A 17,294-nucleotide genomic window follows, 5' to 3' on the forward strand; every position below is an offset into this window, starting at 1 on the left:
CTGCTTGAACCAACAATATATAGACTCAAACGCTGCAGTTCATCTACATGTCGCCCCTTGGAGCACCAAAAATAAAAACCAACAAAATAACGCAATAGTCATTAAGTTTGCTTAAACTATTATCGAATTAGTATCCTCGAATAAATATTACATAATTGTTAATTTATTGGTTTGTTAACCCTTTCAACACATGATACATTGGATAGAGAACCTTCCCATAGATCGGCATCCTATGCTTTATTCTCTACCGGGCTAAGAAAGGAATGGCTTGCCTTGCAAAATAGAGAAATTCAAGAGACTCCTCTATACTCCTTAAAGCTGTACAATTTTTTTCTGTATGGAGCCATGGTCATTTTCTCCAGCTTCTTCCCGTTGTATCTTCAAGAGATCGGCATGGACAAGCTTGAGATCGGGAGCCTGATGGCGATTGGGCCTTTTGTATCGGTATTCGCGAATCCCTTCTGGGGATATACCAGTGACCGGAGTCGTAACCTTCGGCGTATTTTACTGTTTATGATTACAGGTACATTACTGCTGCTGCAAGCTTTATTTCATGTCCATACGTATGTCATGATTTATGTGTCGATGATCGGTTTTTATTTCTTCCAAAGTCCTTTGTTCGCCCAAAGTAACAGTCTCATTCTCAGCTACATTGAGGGCACGGACCGGAAATTCGGCTCCTTCCGCATATGGGGTTCCTTCGGCTGGGCTGTGACGGCGGCAGTAGCTGGCCTGATCATTGACCAAACGGGAATATCCAGTATATCCACCATCTTTACTGTGCTGCTTCTGGCTGCCCTGATCTGTACCCTGGCGATTCCACCACTGAAAAGCAGCGTTGAAACGGCAACCATTCATTTGCGTGGCTTTGGCAGCATTTTAATGAACGGATACTTTATATCTTTCATTTTGTTGGGTATCTTGGTATCCATTCCGAATTCGATCAACAGCGCCTTTATGTCCCTGTATATCACCGAGCTGGGCGGGTCCAAGCTGATGCTGGGTTTTGCTGTCTTTATGTCATCGATATTCGAAATTATTGTTTTTTTGCTGTTCGACCGCTTTTTGAAGAAAAAAATGACAGTAATGGTCGGCTGTCTGGCCCTTGTCAGTTTGCTGTTTGCTTTACGTTGGGAGCTCATGGCCTTGGCCACGGACCCGATTCAGATCGTATTCATTCAGGCACTTCATTGCGTCACCTTCGGTGGATATTTCTATGTAGGCACCCAGTTGACCGTCCTGTTCACACCGATAGCTTACCGCTCATCCGGGCAGGCCGTATATACGTTGACGTGGAGTGGGATATCTGGCATTGTAGCAGGCTTTGCAGGAGGCTGGCTGTTCCAGAATTTCGGTGGCGAAATGATGTACAATGCAGGTGTCTTCTTTGCCTTGCTCGGCTTTATAGGATTCGCCATCATGTGGTATATGCTGTACAAGAACGGTTACAAGCCCTGTCATGCCGAAGACCACAAACAAGCAGAAGAAGCCCCTTAACAACACCCGAGGAATATAACACCCTTTTCTTCTCTTGCTTGCCCCTTACAGACAGGGATGTCTAGTATCGCCAACTATCATTATATATGGAGCCCGTGAGCGTAAAGCAAAGGAGTCTGCCGATGGCAGACTCCTTTTTGACTTGGTCACACGAGGCCACCATTCGTCCCACGCTGTCCAATAACTATTGCTTGGGCAATTGGAAAGAGCTTTTCAGTGATACTACACGGTTGAATACAGGCTCACCCGGCTTGGAAAGCTTCGGATCGACACTGAAATAACCATGACGGAAAAATTGGAACTTGTCCTGCGATTGTGCTTCCTTCATATTCGGCTCGACAAAGCCGTGAGCAATTTCCAGAGAGTTCGGATTCAATTGGTCGAGGAAGGTTTTTTCCGTTCCATCCTCTTCAATCGCTTCCGGATCTTCTGCGTTAATCAAAGGCTCATACAGGCGGAATTCAGCAGGAACGGCCTGAGTAGCCTCCACCCAATGGATTGTGCCTTTGACTTTACGTCCGGTGAAGCCGGATCCGCTCTTGGTTTCTATATCGTAGGTACAATGGATTTCCGTTACATGACCATCCGCATCTTTAATGACATCGTTACATTTGATGAAATAAGCATGCTTGAGGCGTACTTCATTGCCTGGGAACAGGCGGAAGTATTTGCTCGGCGGATTCTCCATGAAATCCTCACGCTCGATATAAATCTCACGCGAAAACGGAATTTGGCGTATGCCCAGCTCCGGATTTTCCGTGTTGTTTTCCGCTTCCAGCATTTCAACCTGTCCTTCAGGATAGTTCGTAATGACCACCTTCAACGGATCAATGACCGCCATTGTACGAGGTGCCTGTAGCTTCAAGTCCTCACGTGCAAAATGCTCCAGCACTTGCAGGTCAATCACGCCATAGGCTTTGGAAATGCCCGTCTCATATACAAAGCTGCGGATCGCTTCCGGCGTATAGCCACGGCGGCGCAAGCCGGAAATCGTTGGCATACGCGGATCATCCCAGCCGTCTACATGCTTCTCATCTACCAGAAGCTTGAGCTTACGCTTGCTGGTTACGGTTTGAGCCAGGTTCAACCGTCCAAATTCGTATTGGTGCGGTACCTTTTCCATCTCGCATTCGGCTACAACCCAATCGTACAACGGACGCTGATCCTCAAACTCCAGCGAACAGAGCGAGTGCGTTACACCCTCGATGGCATCCTCTAGCGGATGAGCGTAGGAATACATCGGGTAAATGCACCATTTGTCACCCGTGTTGTGATGCTCGGTATGCGAAATACGGTAAATCACCGGATCACGTAAATTAATGTTTCCCGAAGCCATATCAATTTTGGCACGCAGCACCTTTTCACCGTTTTGGTATTTCCCTGCACGCATTTCTTCGAACAGCTTGAAATTTTCCTCCACGCTACGTTCACGGTAAGGACTGTTTTGCCCCGGTTCGGTCAGTGTGCCACGAGTTTCGCGGATTTGATCCGCGCTTTGATCGTCCACGTAGGCTTTACCCTTCTGGATCAGCAAAACGGCGCGCTTGTACATTTCGTCAAAATAGTTGGAGGCAAAATGTTTCTCCTCCCATTCGTAACCCAGCCACTTCACGTCCTCCTGAATGGAGTTTACGTATTCCGTGTCTTCCTTCGCCGGATTCGTATCGTCAAAACGCAGGTTGGTGCGTCCTCCGAATTCATCTCCCAACGAGAAATTGATCCAGATGGCTTTGGCATGTCCAATGTGCAAATATCCGTTCGGCTCCGGTGGAAATCGTGTAACAACTTCCTTTACCTTACCGGTACGTAAATCCTCTTCAATGACACTCTTAATAAAATTGGGGGGAGTGATCGGCTTCTCCACGCTAATCAACCTTTCTTCCGTGTAATCTGTACAAAATCTGTTCCCTTAAATATACCCTTTCACACCGCATAACTCAATAAAATGAAAAACCTTATGCCCTCTTCAGCCCAAAAAGTAACAAGTTATGAAAAAGAGTTAACATTTCTGACAAATAAATTCGTTATAGTGTATATATCTTTTATTTTACCCGGAAAAGGAGAACCCACCCGTGTTTAAGCTACTCATCGTGATCCTGCTGTCTATGCTTTTGTCCTCTTCCAGTATAATTTCCGGTCATCCTTCACCGGATCCGGCACCTGAACCCATACAATCGCGTCCGTTAGCCGTCGCTCCTGAAGACTCATCCGTAAAATTGTATGTTGAGGAGCCGTCCCAGGGGCTATTCCGTACAGCCACGCTGAAAATCGGCCAGCAGCGTCGTACATTCGCATGGTCAGGCTCAGCAGATGTCGCCACCGCACCACAGTTGTACTATACGGATGTAAACGGCGATGGCGTTCACGAAGCTGTAGTCATCCTGACCCTCGCCTCAGGCACAGGTGTCGAATTGCAGGAGCTTCATATCGTCAACGCACAGACCATGGACGAATATCCGGTTGAATCGGCGGCAGATGCTGTGTCCCGGCGGGTTCACAGCAGTGTAGAATTGTGTGACCACAACCAGCAGGTGCATATTACAGTCACGATTGATGGCATCACACACACGCTCGACCCTAAAGCATCGGCGTTTTACGATGATCCAGCCCATTTTACAGACCGCCTCGATTTCAGCTCTGTCGTCATGTACGATGCCGAACAACGTCCTCTACGCGCCACCGTATCGGGCAGCGTATCCCCAACCGAATTTGTAGGGGATTTGGAGCTGAAGTATGTATATGAGCATGGACGGTTCCGGGTGGGACCTATTGAGTTTGCAGCTTCCTCTCCATTTTGACGACTCTCGCAGAATAAGGTAGCATGGGATTAAATGCTAGACTGGCTGGTTTAGCGATTTTCCGAGTGAAAGAGGGGATCAATCATGTTTACATACGCGTTGGACGAACGCACCGTCCTTCGTCCGCTCACCAAGGAGCATGTGCAGCCTCTGTTTGAGCTGATCGAAATGTCCCGTGACCGCCTGCGTCAGTGGCTTCCATGGGTGGATTCCACTACGGAAGTCAGCCACACAGAGCAGTTTGTGCAGAGCGCCTTAAAGCAAGCCGCAGAGAACGGCAGCGTGACCGCCGGAATCTGGCTGGATAATGAGTTGGCTGGCATCATCAGCTACCATGAAGTCAATTGGACTCACCGTTCGGTCAGCATTGGATACTGGCTTGGACACGGTTACGAAGGACAAGGTCTTATGACCAGCGCATGCCGCGTATTCATCGAGTATGCGCTGATAGAGCTGGACCTTCACCGGATCGAAATCCGTTGCGCCACCACCAACCGCCGCAGCCGGGGGATCCCGGAGCGTCTGGGCTTCGTGCTCGAAGGTATTATCCGCGAAGCGGAACTGCTGCCCGACGGCTATATGAACCATGCTGTGTACGGCATGCTCCAGAGCGAGTGGAAACAGCTTCGGTAACCTTGCACCATAAAACAGCGCCGCAACCCGTTTAGGGTCTGCGGCGCTGTTCCTTATGAACGGCTTATAGGATGCTATAAGAAGCTGATTGAGCTATAGAATCCATGTCTATTTTAAGAAATAGGCCATTAACACATCGTCCACGAATTGGCCCGCTATGTAAAACTCCTCATGCAAACGTCCTTCGATCGAGAATCCGCATTTTTCATAAAACATTAGGGCCTCCGTGTTGCACGAGAGTACCCGCAAGCTTAATTTGCGAATGCCCTCAGCGGCTGCAATATCCTTCATGGCGTTCATAAGCGCCATCCCAATACCGTTGCGGTGATAGGCTGGATGCACGGCTATATTTATTTCTAACACATGGCAATTACTAGCCAACAGCGTTGGAGAACGAAATCCGATATAACCGCAGAGCACTCCCTGTTCGATAGCGACCAGTTGAGAGCCCGGAGGCGTATTGCGCAAAAACTCCCCACGCGACTTCCATGACAGCGAGGCGGGGGCCGTTCGTTCATTCCATACCAATTCATCCAGCGCAATCAGATCAGGAGCATCCTTCATCTCCGAATGACGTATCGTCAGGGGTTGACTTGTAAGCAATTTCTTTCAATCCTTCCTGTGAAGGCGTTCCTGAAGTATAGGCAGCAACCATTCGTCATTTATTGTACCATAATCACGGGCTTGTCACAGTCTTTATTAGGACTTAAGTACTGGAAACGTCTGCCTTGGACGTAGTAGTCTCAAAAGCATCCTCTTCACAGCGGGAACGGTTCAATCCGCTATGCAGAATAAAGAACAGGATGGACAAAACCGCCACGCCCGCTGCCAGCCAAAGTGTGGGTGGCAGACCTCCGCCATCATATAGCCTCCCCATAATATAAGGCCCCATCACCCGTCCGGCAGCGCCAATCCCCCCGACTAACCCGATGTAAAAGGGTGCTCCCCGACCTCCATGGTCGGACAAAAATGCCGGAACCGCTGGTGCGATCAGCATCTCTCCCAGGGTCGCCAAAACCATGGCGAATATCATCCCCGTATAGTTCTGTGTGCCTAACATGACGATATAAGCTGCCAAATAAAATCCCCCTGCCCACGTCATTTGAGCCGAAGCGTGACGGGCATAAAGACGTTTGAGCCAGAAAATAATCGGCTGTGCAGCAAAAATAAGCACACCGTTCAGTGTCCATAGTAGCCCGTACATCGTTTTAGGCAAGCCCTGCTCAATAATATATGGAGATACGCCCGTATTCCAGAGCGAATTACCGAACCATAAAAAGAGCGAGCCCAACCCAACGAAGAGATACAGCCTGGTATCACGGAAAAGCAGCCGCGCTGGTATTTCCTCTGTTCTTTTCTTCACGGACTTGCTGAGCTGAACTTCCCCCTCTTCCCGGTCGACCCTGCTCAGATAGAACCAGAAAAACCCGGCAAATACCGCAGAGGTAATCCCGTTCATGACAAAGCTGAGCTGATAAGAGAGATCAGCCAGAACGCCGCTCAGTCCCGTACCCAACGCCACCCCTATATTATTGGCAACATAGATAATGTTGAACAGCTCTCCACGACGGTCAGCAAAGCGAAAACCTACAAATGCCTGAATTGCGGGCACAGATACGACATTAAAAAAGCCGATAAAGCCCATCATAATAACAAACGCAACCCAGTGACCGCTGGTAAATGGAAGCGTGAGAAGTCCCAACGCGTTCATTGCCAGCGAGCCGACAATCAGTTTTTTGGCCCCAATGCGGTGATAAAGGGCTCCTCCTAGCACCTGACCAAAAATCCCGCCCAGGGACTGCACCAAAATCGCAATCCCCGCATCTCCCATACTGCGGTGCAGCTCGTCAAACACATACATGCTAACCAACGGCCACATTAGAGAGCTTCCGGCGGAATTAATCAGGCTGGCGACAAGAAACACTTTCACTTCTTTCGGATAAGAATCCAACCATTTCATATATTCTGTTTCTCCTTTAGCATCTGACACCATAAAAAAACATTATCTCATTGACGCTTCACATTCACCACCGTTGAAAAGAAAGTAGCCCCCCGCCCCATATCCGACAGTCGGTCAGAGGTTAACACATTGGCACGCTGTCTGCGTCCTTTACCTTCCCACCATAACCCTTGGCTAATCACCGTACCAGGCAGCATCAGATCCGTGACTTTGGCTTTCAGCTCATACGTTCCCCGGTCGTTCCATACAGTAACCGGATCACCGTCCGCGATGTCTCTTGCCTGAGCATCCTCCGGATGAATTTGCAGCAAAGGCTCCCGTTCCAGCCGCTGATGCTTGGGTAAATTTGCAAACGTGGAATTCAGAAAATTATGATTCGGCGGCGAAATAAACATCAGCGGAAACCGCTCGTCCGCTTGCGGTCGATGCTCTCCGTCGTATCCTTCAATCAGCGGCACATACGAAGGCATCGCGGGCAGACCCGCTTGCTTCATCTTTTCCGAATACAGCTCAATCTTGCCCGAAGGCGTAGTCAGACGATCCAGATAGGTAGCCTTTGGCGTCATGTCCAGTTTGACAAAAGGTGACTTTTTTAAGGCTTCCAAAGTCACACCGTTGAGATAAGGATTCGTCGGGTTATCAAGTGCACCCGCGACCATGTCCTCTTCACTTTCCGTGAAAGCAGCCTCGTCAAAGCCCATAGCCTGTCCGAGCAGGCTAAACAGCTCATAGTTGCTTTTGCTTTCCCCGAGTGGTGCAATGACAGGCGCCTGCATCTGGATATAATGATGCCAATACGATTTATACAGGTCTGTGCCTTCAAAAGAAGACGCCGCAGGCAGTACAATATCCGCATAGCGGGCCGTATCGGTGAGGAACAGGTCGTGAACGACCGTAAACAGATCCTCCCGTTCAAACCCCTGCGTCACCCGATCAGCATCAGGTGCTACGACAACCGGATTGCTGCAATACACGAACAGCGCCTTGATCGGCTCGTCCTTCTGTAGCAGCGCTTCGCCGATTTGGTTCATGTTGATCGCCCGGGCATCCGGGTTCTTACGCAGATCAGGACGCGCCAGGTTGGCACCGTTGAATTTGCCGTAAGCCCCATTGGAACGTGATGCTCCCCCGCCGTGCTTCAGCCATTGCCCGGTGAGCGCTGGCAAGCATGTAACCGCGCGTACATTCATGCCGCCATTATCGTGATGTTGAAGCCCGTTGCCAATGTTGATATACGCCGCTCGTGCCTGTCCATACATCTCCGCCAGACGAATAATATCTGCCTCCGGCACACCTGTAATACGTGAGACCCGCTGCGGGGTATATGCCCTCACATGCTCGCGCAGTTCCTCATGACCGACCGTATAGCGGCGCAAAAATTCATCGTCCGTCAGCCCTTGCTCGAACAGTACGTGCATAACACCCAGCGCGAGCGCAGTATCCGTTCCCGGGTAGAGCGGAATGAACCAATCCGCCCATTGCGCTGTCCGATTGCGGTGGACATCAATGACGATCACCTTGGCACCTTTTTTACGTGCCTTCTCAGCCAATACCACTTGATGCATATTGGTGCTGATGACATTTCCACCCCATACAATAATGAGGTCAGCATCCTCTGTATCCTCCGGACTGGTGCCACCCTTAAAACCCATGACGGATGCCCAGCCTTCATTCCCAGCCACACTGCAAATCGTCTGGTCCAGTTGGCTTGAACCCAGCGCATTGAAAAAACGGCGATCCATCCCGTCCACACTCAACACGCCCATATTGCCGTAAAAGCTGTAGGGGAGAATAGATTCCGGTCCGTCCGTGCGAATCAGTTCCTTGAAGCGGCCTGTAATGGTATCCACTGCCTCCTCCCAGCTAATTCGTTCGAACTTCCCTTGCCCCTTGGGACCTACACGCTTCAACGGATAGAGCAGCCGTTCGGGGTCATACACTCGCTCCGTCATATTGCGAACTTTGTTGCAAATGGCCCCCTTCGTAATAGGATGATCCGGATTACCGGTCACCTTGACGATCTTTCCATCTTCCTTGTGAAGCAGGAGCCCGCACGTATCCGGGCAATCCAGCGGACATACAGCCGGAAAAATACCGTCCGTACGCTCCGTCACTCGCTGCCTCCCTTGCAAGTCTTGCTGAAGCACAGCCTCAGGAGACGCGCTGTTGCGATGATCCATGATGTTGATGCTCCTTTCCATTACCGTTTCCAAAAATTACACTGTTCTTATCATATATACAGCTATGTCCTATGGCAAGAGAAGGATTTTTCCAACCCAAATCCGTCCACAAAGCTCAAAAAATCCGCTTGCTGCTCACAGCAAAACGGATTTCTAATATTCTATATTATTTTTGACAATACCTGTTTCAGTAATGAATACCAAGGGTAAAAGAGATCAAGGCATTATGGACGAGAGCACACTCATCCTCCATGCCAAATCATGGACCACTCCCAAAAAAATCCGCCATGACAGGTTTCGTTCCCCCGGACCTGTCATGGCGGATTTACTTTGTTCCCATTTTTCCAAAGCGCTGCTTAATCAAGCATGGTCACTCAACGGAGTTGTTGCAGTAGATGAAGATGCCTGAGATGAATCATTCACAGAATGTACAGCGGAATGAGGCTTTTTCAAATATGCCAACCAGTAAGCTCCAGCTACGAACATGCTTCCTCCCACCAAATTCCCCAGCCAAACCGGAATGAAGTTCATGACATAATCTGCCCATGAAAAATGACCTGCGAAAATAGCCGCCGGAATCAGAAACATATTGGCTACAACGTGCTGGAATCCGATAGCTACAAAGGCCATCGTCGGGAACCAGATCCCCATAATTTTGCCACCGATCGAATCCGTGCTATACGCCAGCCATACAGCCAGCGCTACCAGCCAGTTACATCCAATACCGGATATAAACGATTGCAAAAAGCTTTCATGCAGCTTGTGTCCCGCCATATCCACCACTTTGTCCAAATAAGGTCCTGTCTCGGTTAAACCCAGCACATGACCAAAGAAAAAGGCAACAAACAACGCGCCCGCAAAATTACTAAGCGTAATAATCGCCAAATTACGGAACATCGCCCCGGTCTTGATCCGTCCTGCCCATCTCGCCAGTGGCACAGCCATCATATTACCGGTCAGCAATTCTCCGCCTCCGATCAATACCAATACCAGACCTACAGGGAACACGGCTGCTCCAATAAAAGTAGCAATACTTCCCCATTCTTTGGGCGCGCTTGCGATAACACGTATATCCAGCAAAAATCCAAGCGCAATAAATGCACCTGCCAAAAATCCCAATACCACTGCCACAGTCCATGGATTGTTCGCTTTGGCCACTCCTGTTTCCACCGTCTTTTCAGCAATCTGCCCCGGTTTATAACTTGCCATATATTCCGCTCCTTTAACATCTTTTCACTCGAATGTTCTCTCTCATATTTTATTTAAAATCAGTGATTTTGTTTGTGAAAAAAATCACTTTAATGAATATTAAAAAAACAGCCCTTGGATAAAGGACTGTTTTTCGTGTATTCTTGCATCTACCGCGCCACTAAGTGCCTATGATTTAGTTATATTCTTCCTTTTCAACTGCCCTCAGGAACCAAATAACTCCTCCGAGTCCTACCAGCGCCACGGCTACAAGAAAAAGGATATAAAACAAATCCATAAATCACTTACCCCCTAATCCTTATGCTCTCTATATTGTACTATAAGGATTCATCTGTACGTCTCATATTGTTGACAAACTTATGAACAATGTCACAGACAAAATGAATTATACGGTAACTGGCTTCCGTTCAGATATCAGCGGCAATGCTTGCAAACCCGCTGCATTCAAGAAATTCCAAGGCTTATTATAATGCGGCTGGAAGAAGAAATCCACAAAGGCCAGTTGATCAATGGTCATATGATTTTGGATCGCCACCGACAGGGTATTAATCGATTGGGTCAAATCTACCTTCGACATAATTTGTGCCCCGACAATTCTCCGTGTTTCCTGCTCATATACAACCTTCAGCAGTACCTTTTCCGAGGTTGGCATAAATTCAGGACGGTAGCTGTCCTCAATGGTTACAGCCTCTACAGCCATGCCTTCGTCCGCTGCTGCCGCTTCCGTCAAACCTGTTCCTGCAATATTATCTTCATAAATTTTAATACCCGAAGTTCCCTGTGTTCCCATATAGGCAATGGTCGGCTGAACCAAATTGCGTGCCACCAGCGTACCCATACGAACAGCGTTGGTTGCCAATGGAATATAAGCCGTTTTGCCTGTCGGGTTGTAGCGTATTGCACAGCTATCGCCTGCGGCAAATACGTCCGGGCAGCTGCTTTGCATATAATTGTCCACAATGATCGCGCCGTTGGGCAGCATGTCTACCTGACCTTTAAGCAGATCCGTTTGAGGACGGAAGCCGATGCAGAGAATAACAAGCTCTGTTTCATATTCTCCTTTGGATGTAACCACTTTATTCACCTTACCGTTACTTCCTTCAAAACGGCTCACTGTTTCTCCCAGCACCAGCTTGATGCCATGTTCCTTCAAGGAACCTTCAATTCGGTCTGTATATTCCGGGTCCAAATATTTATTCAAAATACGATCCGCGCTGTCAATCAGCGTAACGTTCTTACCGTTCATTTGAAAAGCTTCCACCAGCTCAACACCAATATATCCGGCTCCGACAACTGTAATGTTCTGTACATGCTTGGCTTTCTCAATGATGTCATTGGAATGATTATAGTTTTTGCAGAGCAGAATATGATCGAGCTCAATACCTTCCAGCTTCGGAATAATAGGCCACGAGCCTGTAGTTACAATCAATTTATCAAAGGTGTCCGTGAATTCTTCTCCTGTTTGGAGATTGCGTGCTTGCAGCGTTTTACCTGCTGTATCGACATTCGTTACCTCATGAAGCATCTTGGTCACGACACCCAGCTCAGCCAGTTCATTCGGGGAAGAATAAAATAATCCGTGCGGATCTTTGACGACACCACCTACGTACAGTGCAATACCACAGGATAAAAACGAAATATTGTCATTACGCTCGTAAACGGTAATTTCTGCATCTGGATAGCATTTGGCTGTGTTGACGATGGCTGCCGTACCTGCGTGTGTACATCCGATAACTGCTACTTTCATGTTGAATTCCTCCTTGGTGTGGGCATAAAATGTATAATAATTGTGAATTGTTTCACGTAACTACTTTGTTGATTGTGATTTATTTCACTTCATGCACTTATTATAGTGTGATATTTTTCACATTACAATAGCTATTTATGATATTCACAATTTGTCCACATTTTTTAAAGTCAGGAAGATACAACGTTAGTCGTTTGCTGCAACGCCTCTTTGCTTCATTCAGTTTTTCCCGTATGGGGCTTGATTATGCCTTTTTATCAGGCTTCCAAATGCTACTGCAACGAACAATCAAATGTGAAATACAGAAAGCGAAAAAAGGCCGAATCTCGGAAAACAACGAAGATTCGACCTTATCTAAACGTATATTTCTGACTAAGCTGGAAGCTATTACAGGAGTTGCTCGATAGCCGCTTTCATCGCCTCTGGTGATTCCTTGGGTTCAAAGCGCCCCACAGGCACACCTTCACGATCCACAATGAATTTCGTGAAATTCCATTGAATCGTGCCATCTTCCTGCTCTCCAGGCTGCTGCTTTTTCAAATATTCAAACAGAGGTGCTGTATCCGGACCGTTAACGTCCACTTTAGCGAATACCGGGAAATTAACCCCGTAATTCAGTTGGCAAAATTCAGCCGCTTCCTCGCTGCTGCCCGGCTCCTGACCGCCAAATTGGTTACAAGGGAAGCCTAATACAACCAGTCCCCGATCCTTATATTCATCATATAGCTTTTGCAAATCCCCATATTGCGGGGTAAGTCCGCATTTGCTTGCGGTATTCGCGATGACCAGCACCTTACCGGTGTAGGTATCCAGAGGAACCTCCTGATTCGCTGGTGTTACGGCATGATGTGAATAGACAGACATATAGCACCCTCCTTTGTTTCGCTTGGTTTAAGTTTCATCACCTATTTTACCCAAAACGAGACAGACACGCCAACATCCCTCGACTTTAGCGAGACGCCACCACTTCGAGTCTGCGTTCTTCACGTTCTGAAACAGACATCCTTGGACACGCAAAACAATACCGCTGACCTCCACCTGTCTTGTAATATTGGCAGCAGGACGGTTTCATATATGCCTTCTCACCGGGACGGTAAGGGTTATCCAGCTCAACAAGACGAACCGTAAACGGGTTTCTTTTACGCCCGAATACCTCTCCCTCCAGCTCCCGTGTCACATAATCATAATCTTGTTCAAAATGCTCCACATCCTGTGGATCGGTTAGCGATGGCTGGACTCTATCCTTAAAATACAGCAAAGTCAGCGGAAATTGTCCCCACATCTGTCCAACAGATGCACCTCCTGCCGAAGCCATCGCCTCCAGTATCGGTCTGATCTGCAAGCTGTAAAAGTCACGCAACACCTGCTGCGCTTGACCGGATGAATGATGCTCGTCTTGCCTGTTGTTGTCCAGCTCTGTTTGGTCGATGACCTGAAAGCTGATGGCGGGATATTTCCCTTGATAACAAATATGAAATCTGAGATTGGAAACGGACAGATCGAGACGGCGTTCACACAAAGACACCATAAAATGCTGAGCAAACACAAGACCTCGCAGCTGGTTTACAAAATAAACGGCTGTGGTCAAGCCGTCTTCCGCACGCAGCAACTCACCATAATACTCCATCACAGAGCCAAGCTTATCCGGTTCAAGCCATTCTGCCACGGGCCCGGAGTATACCGCATCTTCAGGTGTGTCTGTCACTATTCGCGCTAATTGCTCAAGCTGATCATAATCCAGTGGTTTCATTAGGTCTCCTTTATCCTCTTGCCGCTACCTGTGGTCTGGCTTCACGCCGCTCGGAAACGGAGCCCACCAGTTGATTCTCTTCCAGTTTCAATCCCTTTGCGGCTTGGCTTACCGCTGGTTGTCCGGCCAAAGCATATGGAAGACACAGCGGTACACCTGTACGAGGATCTGTTACGATATCTGCTTCAATACCGAACACCTCGCGCAGCACGTCAGGGGACATGACCTCGGTTGGCGTTCCTACAGCCTCGGCCTTCCCTTTTTTGATCGCGATCATATGCTGGGCGTACCGGGCTGCATGGTTCAAATCATGCACGACCATGACAATGGTACGTTCAGCCGAAGTGTTCAAATACTCTAACAAATGCAACACTTCCAATTGATGCGCCATATCCAAAAAGGTAGTCGGTTCATCCAGAAACAAAATATCCGTATCCTGCGCAAGCGCCATGGCAATCCATGCACGCTGGCGCTGCCCGCCAGAAAGCTGGTCGATCGGGCGATCGTGGAACTCGCTCATTCCTGTCACCTGAATGGCCCACTCTACCATTTTACGATCATCTGCTTTCATAGAGCCAAAGCCTTTTTGATAGGGGAAACGTCCGTAAGATACCAGTTCCGTCACAGTCAATCCTTCCGGTGCAGTCGGATTTTGCGGCAAAATAGCCAACTGCTTCGCTACCTCCCGGGTGGATTGCTTATGAATGGATTTACCATCGAGCAGAACGCTGCCGCCTTTAGGATTCATGATGCGAGCCATCGTCTTCAGAATGGTGGACTTGCCGGAGCCATTTGCGCCCACCAATGCTGTGATTTTCCCTTGCGGTATTTCAACGTTCAGATCCTCCACAATCAACCGATCTTCATAAGCAATATCCAGATTAGCCGTTTTCAGACGAAACATTCGGAATCATTCCTTTCCCTTATCTAATATATAGTCACGGGCTTAACGCACGTTATTCATCAAAACTTCATTCTATCTTTATATAATAAAGATATTGATAATCATTATCAAGTATTGATTGGCATATTCCCTTAGCATAGGAATCATTTCACGGAAAATGACCCGAAAATTCACAAAAAAAGACCACAGCTCCTCAAAGCTGTGATCTTCTAATATCCGGCAGACAACATCAAGACTGTACAGAACGCAGCCCAAATGCTTCAGCCATGAGACGTATGGATTTCAACTTGGCGTCAAAGTCATGAATAATACTTGCCACCATGATTTCCTGTGTATGATAAGCCTCACTCAATTGCTCAATTTGGTGCTTCACCTGCTCGGGTGAGCCAACCACCATACGCTTGCGATTCTCGCGGATGCGCATCCGGTCATATGGCGTATACGGATAGGCCAATGCCTTTTCTACGGAAGGTGTGCCAGCGGAACGCATTCCCTGCTCTAGCAACACCAGGGACAGGTCCATACTGGAAGCCAATCGGTTGGCTTCCTCTTCGGTATCCGCACAGATAGCAAATACAGCGACAAGCGAACGTGGACGGTCACTATGCTGCGAAGGCTTAAAATGCTCCTGATACTCCTTCATCGCTCCTGTGCCGCCTTCGCCGTTGATGAACTGCGCAAATGCGAAGCCCACGCCGCGTTCGGCTGCAAGCCCTGCACTGTCGCCGCTGGAGCCTAGCAGCCACATTTCTGGCACGGTTTCTACGAGCGGCATCGCCTGTAATGAGCCGAAGCGATGCTCACTGCCTGTACTATCATGCAAATAAGCTAGCAGGTCATCCAACTGCTCAGGGTACAGATCGACGCCACCTCTAATTTTGCCCTCCTGCAAGGCTCTGGTAGCGATTGGCATGCCTCCCGGGGCACGTCCCAGGCCCAAATCCATGCGCCCCGGGTACAAGCCCTCCAGTACACGGAAGTTTTCCGCTACTTTATAAGCGCTGTAATGCGGCAGCATCACACCCCCTGATCCCACTCGAATTGCCCGGGTACGAGCGGCCAGATGCGAAATCAATACCTCCGGGCTGGAACCAGCAAGATTAGAGGCAGCATGATGCTCTGATACCCAAAAGCGATGATAGCCCAAGCGCTCCGCCTCTATAGCAAGCTCAGCGGTCTTTTGTAATGCTTGCGCATGCGTCATGCCTTCCGATACCGGAGATTGGTCAAGAATGCTGAGTTTTATCATATAAAGTCTGACCTTTCTGTTTGGGAATAAGAATAGGCATTAATTATAGCACGAGAAGCCACAGTTACCCAAGAGGACTCAATTTGATTTACCCTGAAAAATTGATTTCACACAGGAATTGGAAATGTTTATTTTTCGTTGAGGCTCGCCTTCACTTTATCCGCTTCATAAAGATGAGAACGCTTTTTAAAGAAACTAAACAGATGTGTGACGATAACCTTCAATACAGCATAGCCCGGAACCGCCAGTATAATCCCTACCACTCCAAACAGATTGCCCGCCGTCAGAATGACAAAGATAATCGTGATTGGATGCACCCGGAGAGACTTGCCCATAATTTGCGGAGAAATAAATTTACCCTCAATGAGCTGTACGACTGTCCATACAATGACCATTTTGAGCAGCATAACCGGAGATGTTACCAAAGCTACAATTAATGCAGGCGTAATGGCAATCACAGGTCCCAAATAAGGAACAACGCTCGTAAAGGACGCAATGACGGCAAGCGTCAGAGAATAGTCCAGTCCGATGATCAAGTAGCCGATATACAACAGCACCCCGATACAGAAGCTGACAATAATCTGCCCCCGGATATATGAGCTGACCTGATGATTCATTTCGGTCATAATGCGATCAGTCTCTTTACGAAACATAGGCGGGAACATCTTCAGCACCGACTGTGGCAGCTTGCGTCCATCCTTCAGCAGGTAGAACAGAATAAATGGAACCGTAGCGATCGCAAGCACCGTTTCTGTGACTACACCCAAAAAACTTCCCAAACTTGCCCAGATATTATTAATGAAGGCAGATAACTTTTCAGAAGCTTTGGAGGCCAGCTCCGACGGATTGATTTGAATCGTGTTTTGGAACTGGTTCACGAAGTCACTGCCAATTAATTTCTCAAACTGTTGTTGTACTTGCTCGCTATATGCAGGCACATTTTGAATCAATCCCTGAATCTGATCGCGGATCACGGGCACTACCGATGTAATCACGATGGTAATGATCCCTATGATGAGCAAATACAGCACAATAATGGAGTATATCCGCTTGACCTTGTTGCGCTCCAGTACATCAACCAGCGGATTGAACAGATAGTACAAAACTCCGGACAAAATGACTGGGAGAATGATCGTTTTCAGCAGCACAATAACGGGGGTAAATATGTACGAAATTTTGGTAAGCACCAATACATTTAAGCCGATCAGCAGCAGTACCAGCAGGAATAACACAAACTTGTTGTTCAGAAAAAACTTTTTGAATCGGTCTTTCCATGCCGGAGTTGTTTCCACATGACATTCCCCTTCTCTTTAAGCAAATGAGTGTAATGACCCTTCATATCGTTAAGATATATTCTTAGATCAAAA

15 protein-coding genes are annotated in these 17,294 nt (G+C 48.0%); 4 read left to right on the forward strand and 11 right to left on the reverse strand.

The features are described from left to right. Positions 1-273 precede the first annotated feature (273 nt). Positions 274-1,497, forward strand: coding sequence for an MFS transporter (locus tag ABIA61_RS14545; RefSeq protein WP_283653617.1), 1,224 nt, complete (start codon positions 274-276; stop codon positions 1,495-1,497). Between the two features lie 184 nt (positions 1,498-1,681). Here the strand turns inward: ABIA61_RS14545 and ABIA61_RS14550 are convergent, their stop codons facing one another. Then, positions 1,682-3,361 carry a glutamine--tRNA ligase/YqeY domain fusion protein gene (locus ABIA61_RS14550; RefSeq protein WP_283653618.1) on the reverse strand — a complete coding sequence of 560 codons (1,680 nt, stop codon included), beginning with the start codon at positions 3,359-3,361 and terminating at the stop codon, positions 1,682-1,684. A gap of 208 nt (positions 3,362-3,569) precedes the next feature. On the opposite strand from ABIA61_RS14550, the gene ABIA61_RS14555 reads away from it, so the two are divergent. Continuing rightward, a complete protein-coding gene (locus ABIA61_RS14555; protein WP_283653619.1) occupies positions 3,570-4,295 on the forward strand; it encodes a copper amine oxidase in 726 nt (241 codons plus the stop codon). A gap of 84 nt (positions 4,296-4,379) precedes the next feature. Continuing rightward, a complete protein-coding gene (locus tag ABIA61_RS14560) occupies positions 4,380-4,928 on the forward strand; it encodes a GNAT family N-acetyltransferase (RefSeq protein WP_044646191.1) in 549 nt (182 codons plus the stop codon). A gap of 108 nt (positions 4,929-5,036) precedes the next feature. Here the strand turns inward: ABIA61_RS14560 and ABIA61_RS14565 are convergent, their stop codons facing one another. From ABIA61_RS14565 to ABIA61_RS14575, 3 genes are all read right to left on the reverse strand, one after another. Beyond that, the gene (locus ABIA61_RS14565; protein WP_283653620.1) at positions 5,037-5,531 is read right to left on the reverse strand and encodes a GNAT family N-acetyltransferase; all 495 of its coding nucleotides are present in this window, start codon (positions 5,529-5,531) and stop codon (positions 5,037-5,039) included. A gap of 103 nt (positions 5,532-5,634) precedes the next feature. Continuing rightward, positions 5,635-6,888, reverse strand: a complete 1,254-nt coding sequence (locus ABIA61_RS14570; RefSeq protein ID WP_404580913.1) for an MFS transporter — start codon at positions 6,886-6,888, stop codon at positions 5,635-5,637. Between the two features lie 47 nt (positions 6,889-6,935). Beyond that, positions 6,936-9,068 carry a molybdopterin-containing oxidoreductase family protein gene (locus ABIA61_RS14575; protein ID WP_404580914.1) on the reverse strand — a complete coding sequence of 711 codons (2,133 nt, stop codon included), beginning with the start codon at positions 9,066-9,068 and terminating at the stop codon, positions 6,936-6,938. Positions 9,069-9,261: 193 nt separating this feature from the next. Between ABIA61_RS14575 and ABIA61_RS14580 the strand changes: the two genes are divergently transcribed. Then, positions 9,262-9,477, forward strand: coding sequence for a hypothetical protein (locus tag ABIA61_RS14580; RefSeq protein ID WP_404580915.1), 216 nt, complete (start codon positions 9,262-9,264; stop codon positions 9,475-9,477). On the opposite strand, the gene ABIA61_RS14585 is transcribed toward ABIA61_RS14580, so the two are convergent. From ABIA61_RS14585 to ABIA61_RS14615, 7 genes are all read right to left on the reverse strand, one after another. After that, on the reverse strand, positions 9,429-10,277 hold the full coding sequence (locus tag ABIA61_RS14585; RefSeq protein ID WP_283653623.1) for a formate/nitrite transporter family protein: 849 nt from the start codon (positions 10,275-10,277) through the stop codon (positions 9,429-9,431). The genes ABIA61_RS14580 and ABIA61_RS14585 overlap by 49 nt on opposite strands. 385 nt (positions 10,278-10,662) lie before the next feature. Then, positions 10,663-12,024, reverse strand: a complete 1,362-nt coding sequence (locus ABIA61_RS14590) for an FAD-dependent oxidoreductase (protein ID WP_283653624.1) — start codon at positions 12,022-12,024, stop codon at positions 10,663-10,665. A gap of 387 nt (positions 12,025-12,411) precedes the next feature. Further along, complete coding sequence (locus tag ABIA61_RS14595; RefSeq protein ID WP_014278523.1) at positions 12,412-12,888, reverse strand: glutathione peroxidase; 477 nt, start codon at positions 12,886-12,888, stop codon at positions 12,412-12,414. Positions 12,889-12,973: 85 nt separating this feature from the next. After that, positions 12,974-13,774, reverse strand: a complete 801-nt coding sequence (locus ABIA61_RS14600) for a hypothetical protein (RefSeq protein WP_404519403.1) — start codon at positions 13,772-13,774, stop codon at positions 12,974-12,976. A 10-nt stretch (positions 13,775-13,784) separates the two neighbouring features. Continuing rightward, the gene (locus ABIA61_RS14605) at positions 13,785-14,678 is read right to left on the reverse strand and encodes an ABC transporter ATP-binding protein (RefSeq protein WP_283653627.1); all 894 of its coding nucleotides are present in this window, start codon (positions 14,676-14,678) and stop codon (positions 13,785-13,787) included. A gap of 229 nt (positions 14,679-14,907) precedes the next feature. Then, a complete protein-coding gene (locus tag ABIA61_RS14610; protein ID WP_404580916.1) occupies positions 14,908-15,927 on the reverse strand; it encodes an LLM class flavin-dependent oxidoreductase in 1,020 nt (339 codons plus the stop codon). Positions 15,928-16,055: 128 nt separating this feature from the next. Further along, positions 16,056-17,219: an AI-2E family transporter gene (locus ABIA61_RS14615; RefSeq protein ID WP_283653637.1), complete on the reverse strand. Its 1,164-nt coding sequence runs from the start codon at positions 17,217-17,219 to the stop codon at positions 16,056-16,058. Between the last annotated feature and the right edge of the window lie 75 nt (positions 17,220-17,294).

Origin of the sequence: Paenibacillus sp. RC21 (assembly GCF_044907935.1) — a bacterium.
GTDB lineage: Bacteria > Bacillota > Bacilli > Paenibacillales > Paenibacillaceae > Paenibacillus > Paenibacillus terrae_A.

Bases quoted from the DNA above. Each gene is read 5' to 3' on its own strand.
- ABIA61_RS14560 (WP_044646191.1), top strand. From the start codon at position 4,380: ATGTTTACATACGCGTTGGACGAACGCACCGTCCTTCGTCCGCTCACC.
- ABIA61_RS14570 (WP_404580913.1), bottom strand. From the start codon at position 6,888: ATGAAATGGTTGGATTCTTATCCGAAAGAAGTGAAAGTGTTTCTTGTC.
- ABIA61_RS14575 (WP_404580914.1), bottom strand. From the start codon at position 9,068: ATGGATCATCGCAACAGCGCGTCTCCTGAGGCTGTGCTTCAGCAAGAC.
- ABIA61_RS14580 (WP_404580915.1), top strand. From the start codon at position 9,262: ATGAATACCAAGGGTAAAAGAGATCAAGGCATTATGGACGAGAGCACA.
- ABIA61_RS14585 (WP_283653623.1), bottom strand. From the start codon at position 10,277: ATGGCAAGTTATAAACCGGGGCAGATTGCTGAAAAGACGGTGGAAACA.
- ABIA61_RS14590 (WP_283653624.1), bottom strand. From the start codon at position 12,024: ATGAAAGTAGCAGTTATCGGATGTACACACGCAGGTACGGCAGCCATC.
- ABIA61_RS14595 (WP_014278523.1), bottom strand. From the start codon at position 12,888: ATGTCTGTCTATTCACATCATGCCGTAACACCAGCGAATCAGGAGGTT.
- ABIA61_RS14600 (WP_404519403.1), bottom strand. From the start codon at position 13,774: ATGAAACCACTGGATTATGATCAGCTTGAGCAATTAGCGCGAATAGTG.
- ABIA61_RS14605 (WP_283653627.1), bottom strand. From the start codon at position 14,678: ATGTTTCGTCTGAAAACGGCTAATCTGGATATTGCTTATGAAGATCGG.
- ABIA61_RS14610 (WP_404580916.1), bottom strand. From the start codon at position 15,927: ATGATAAAACTCAGCATTCTTGACCAATCTCCGGTATCGGAAGGCATG.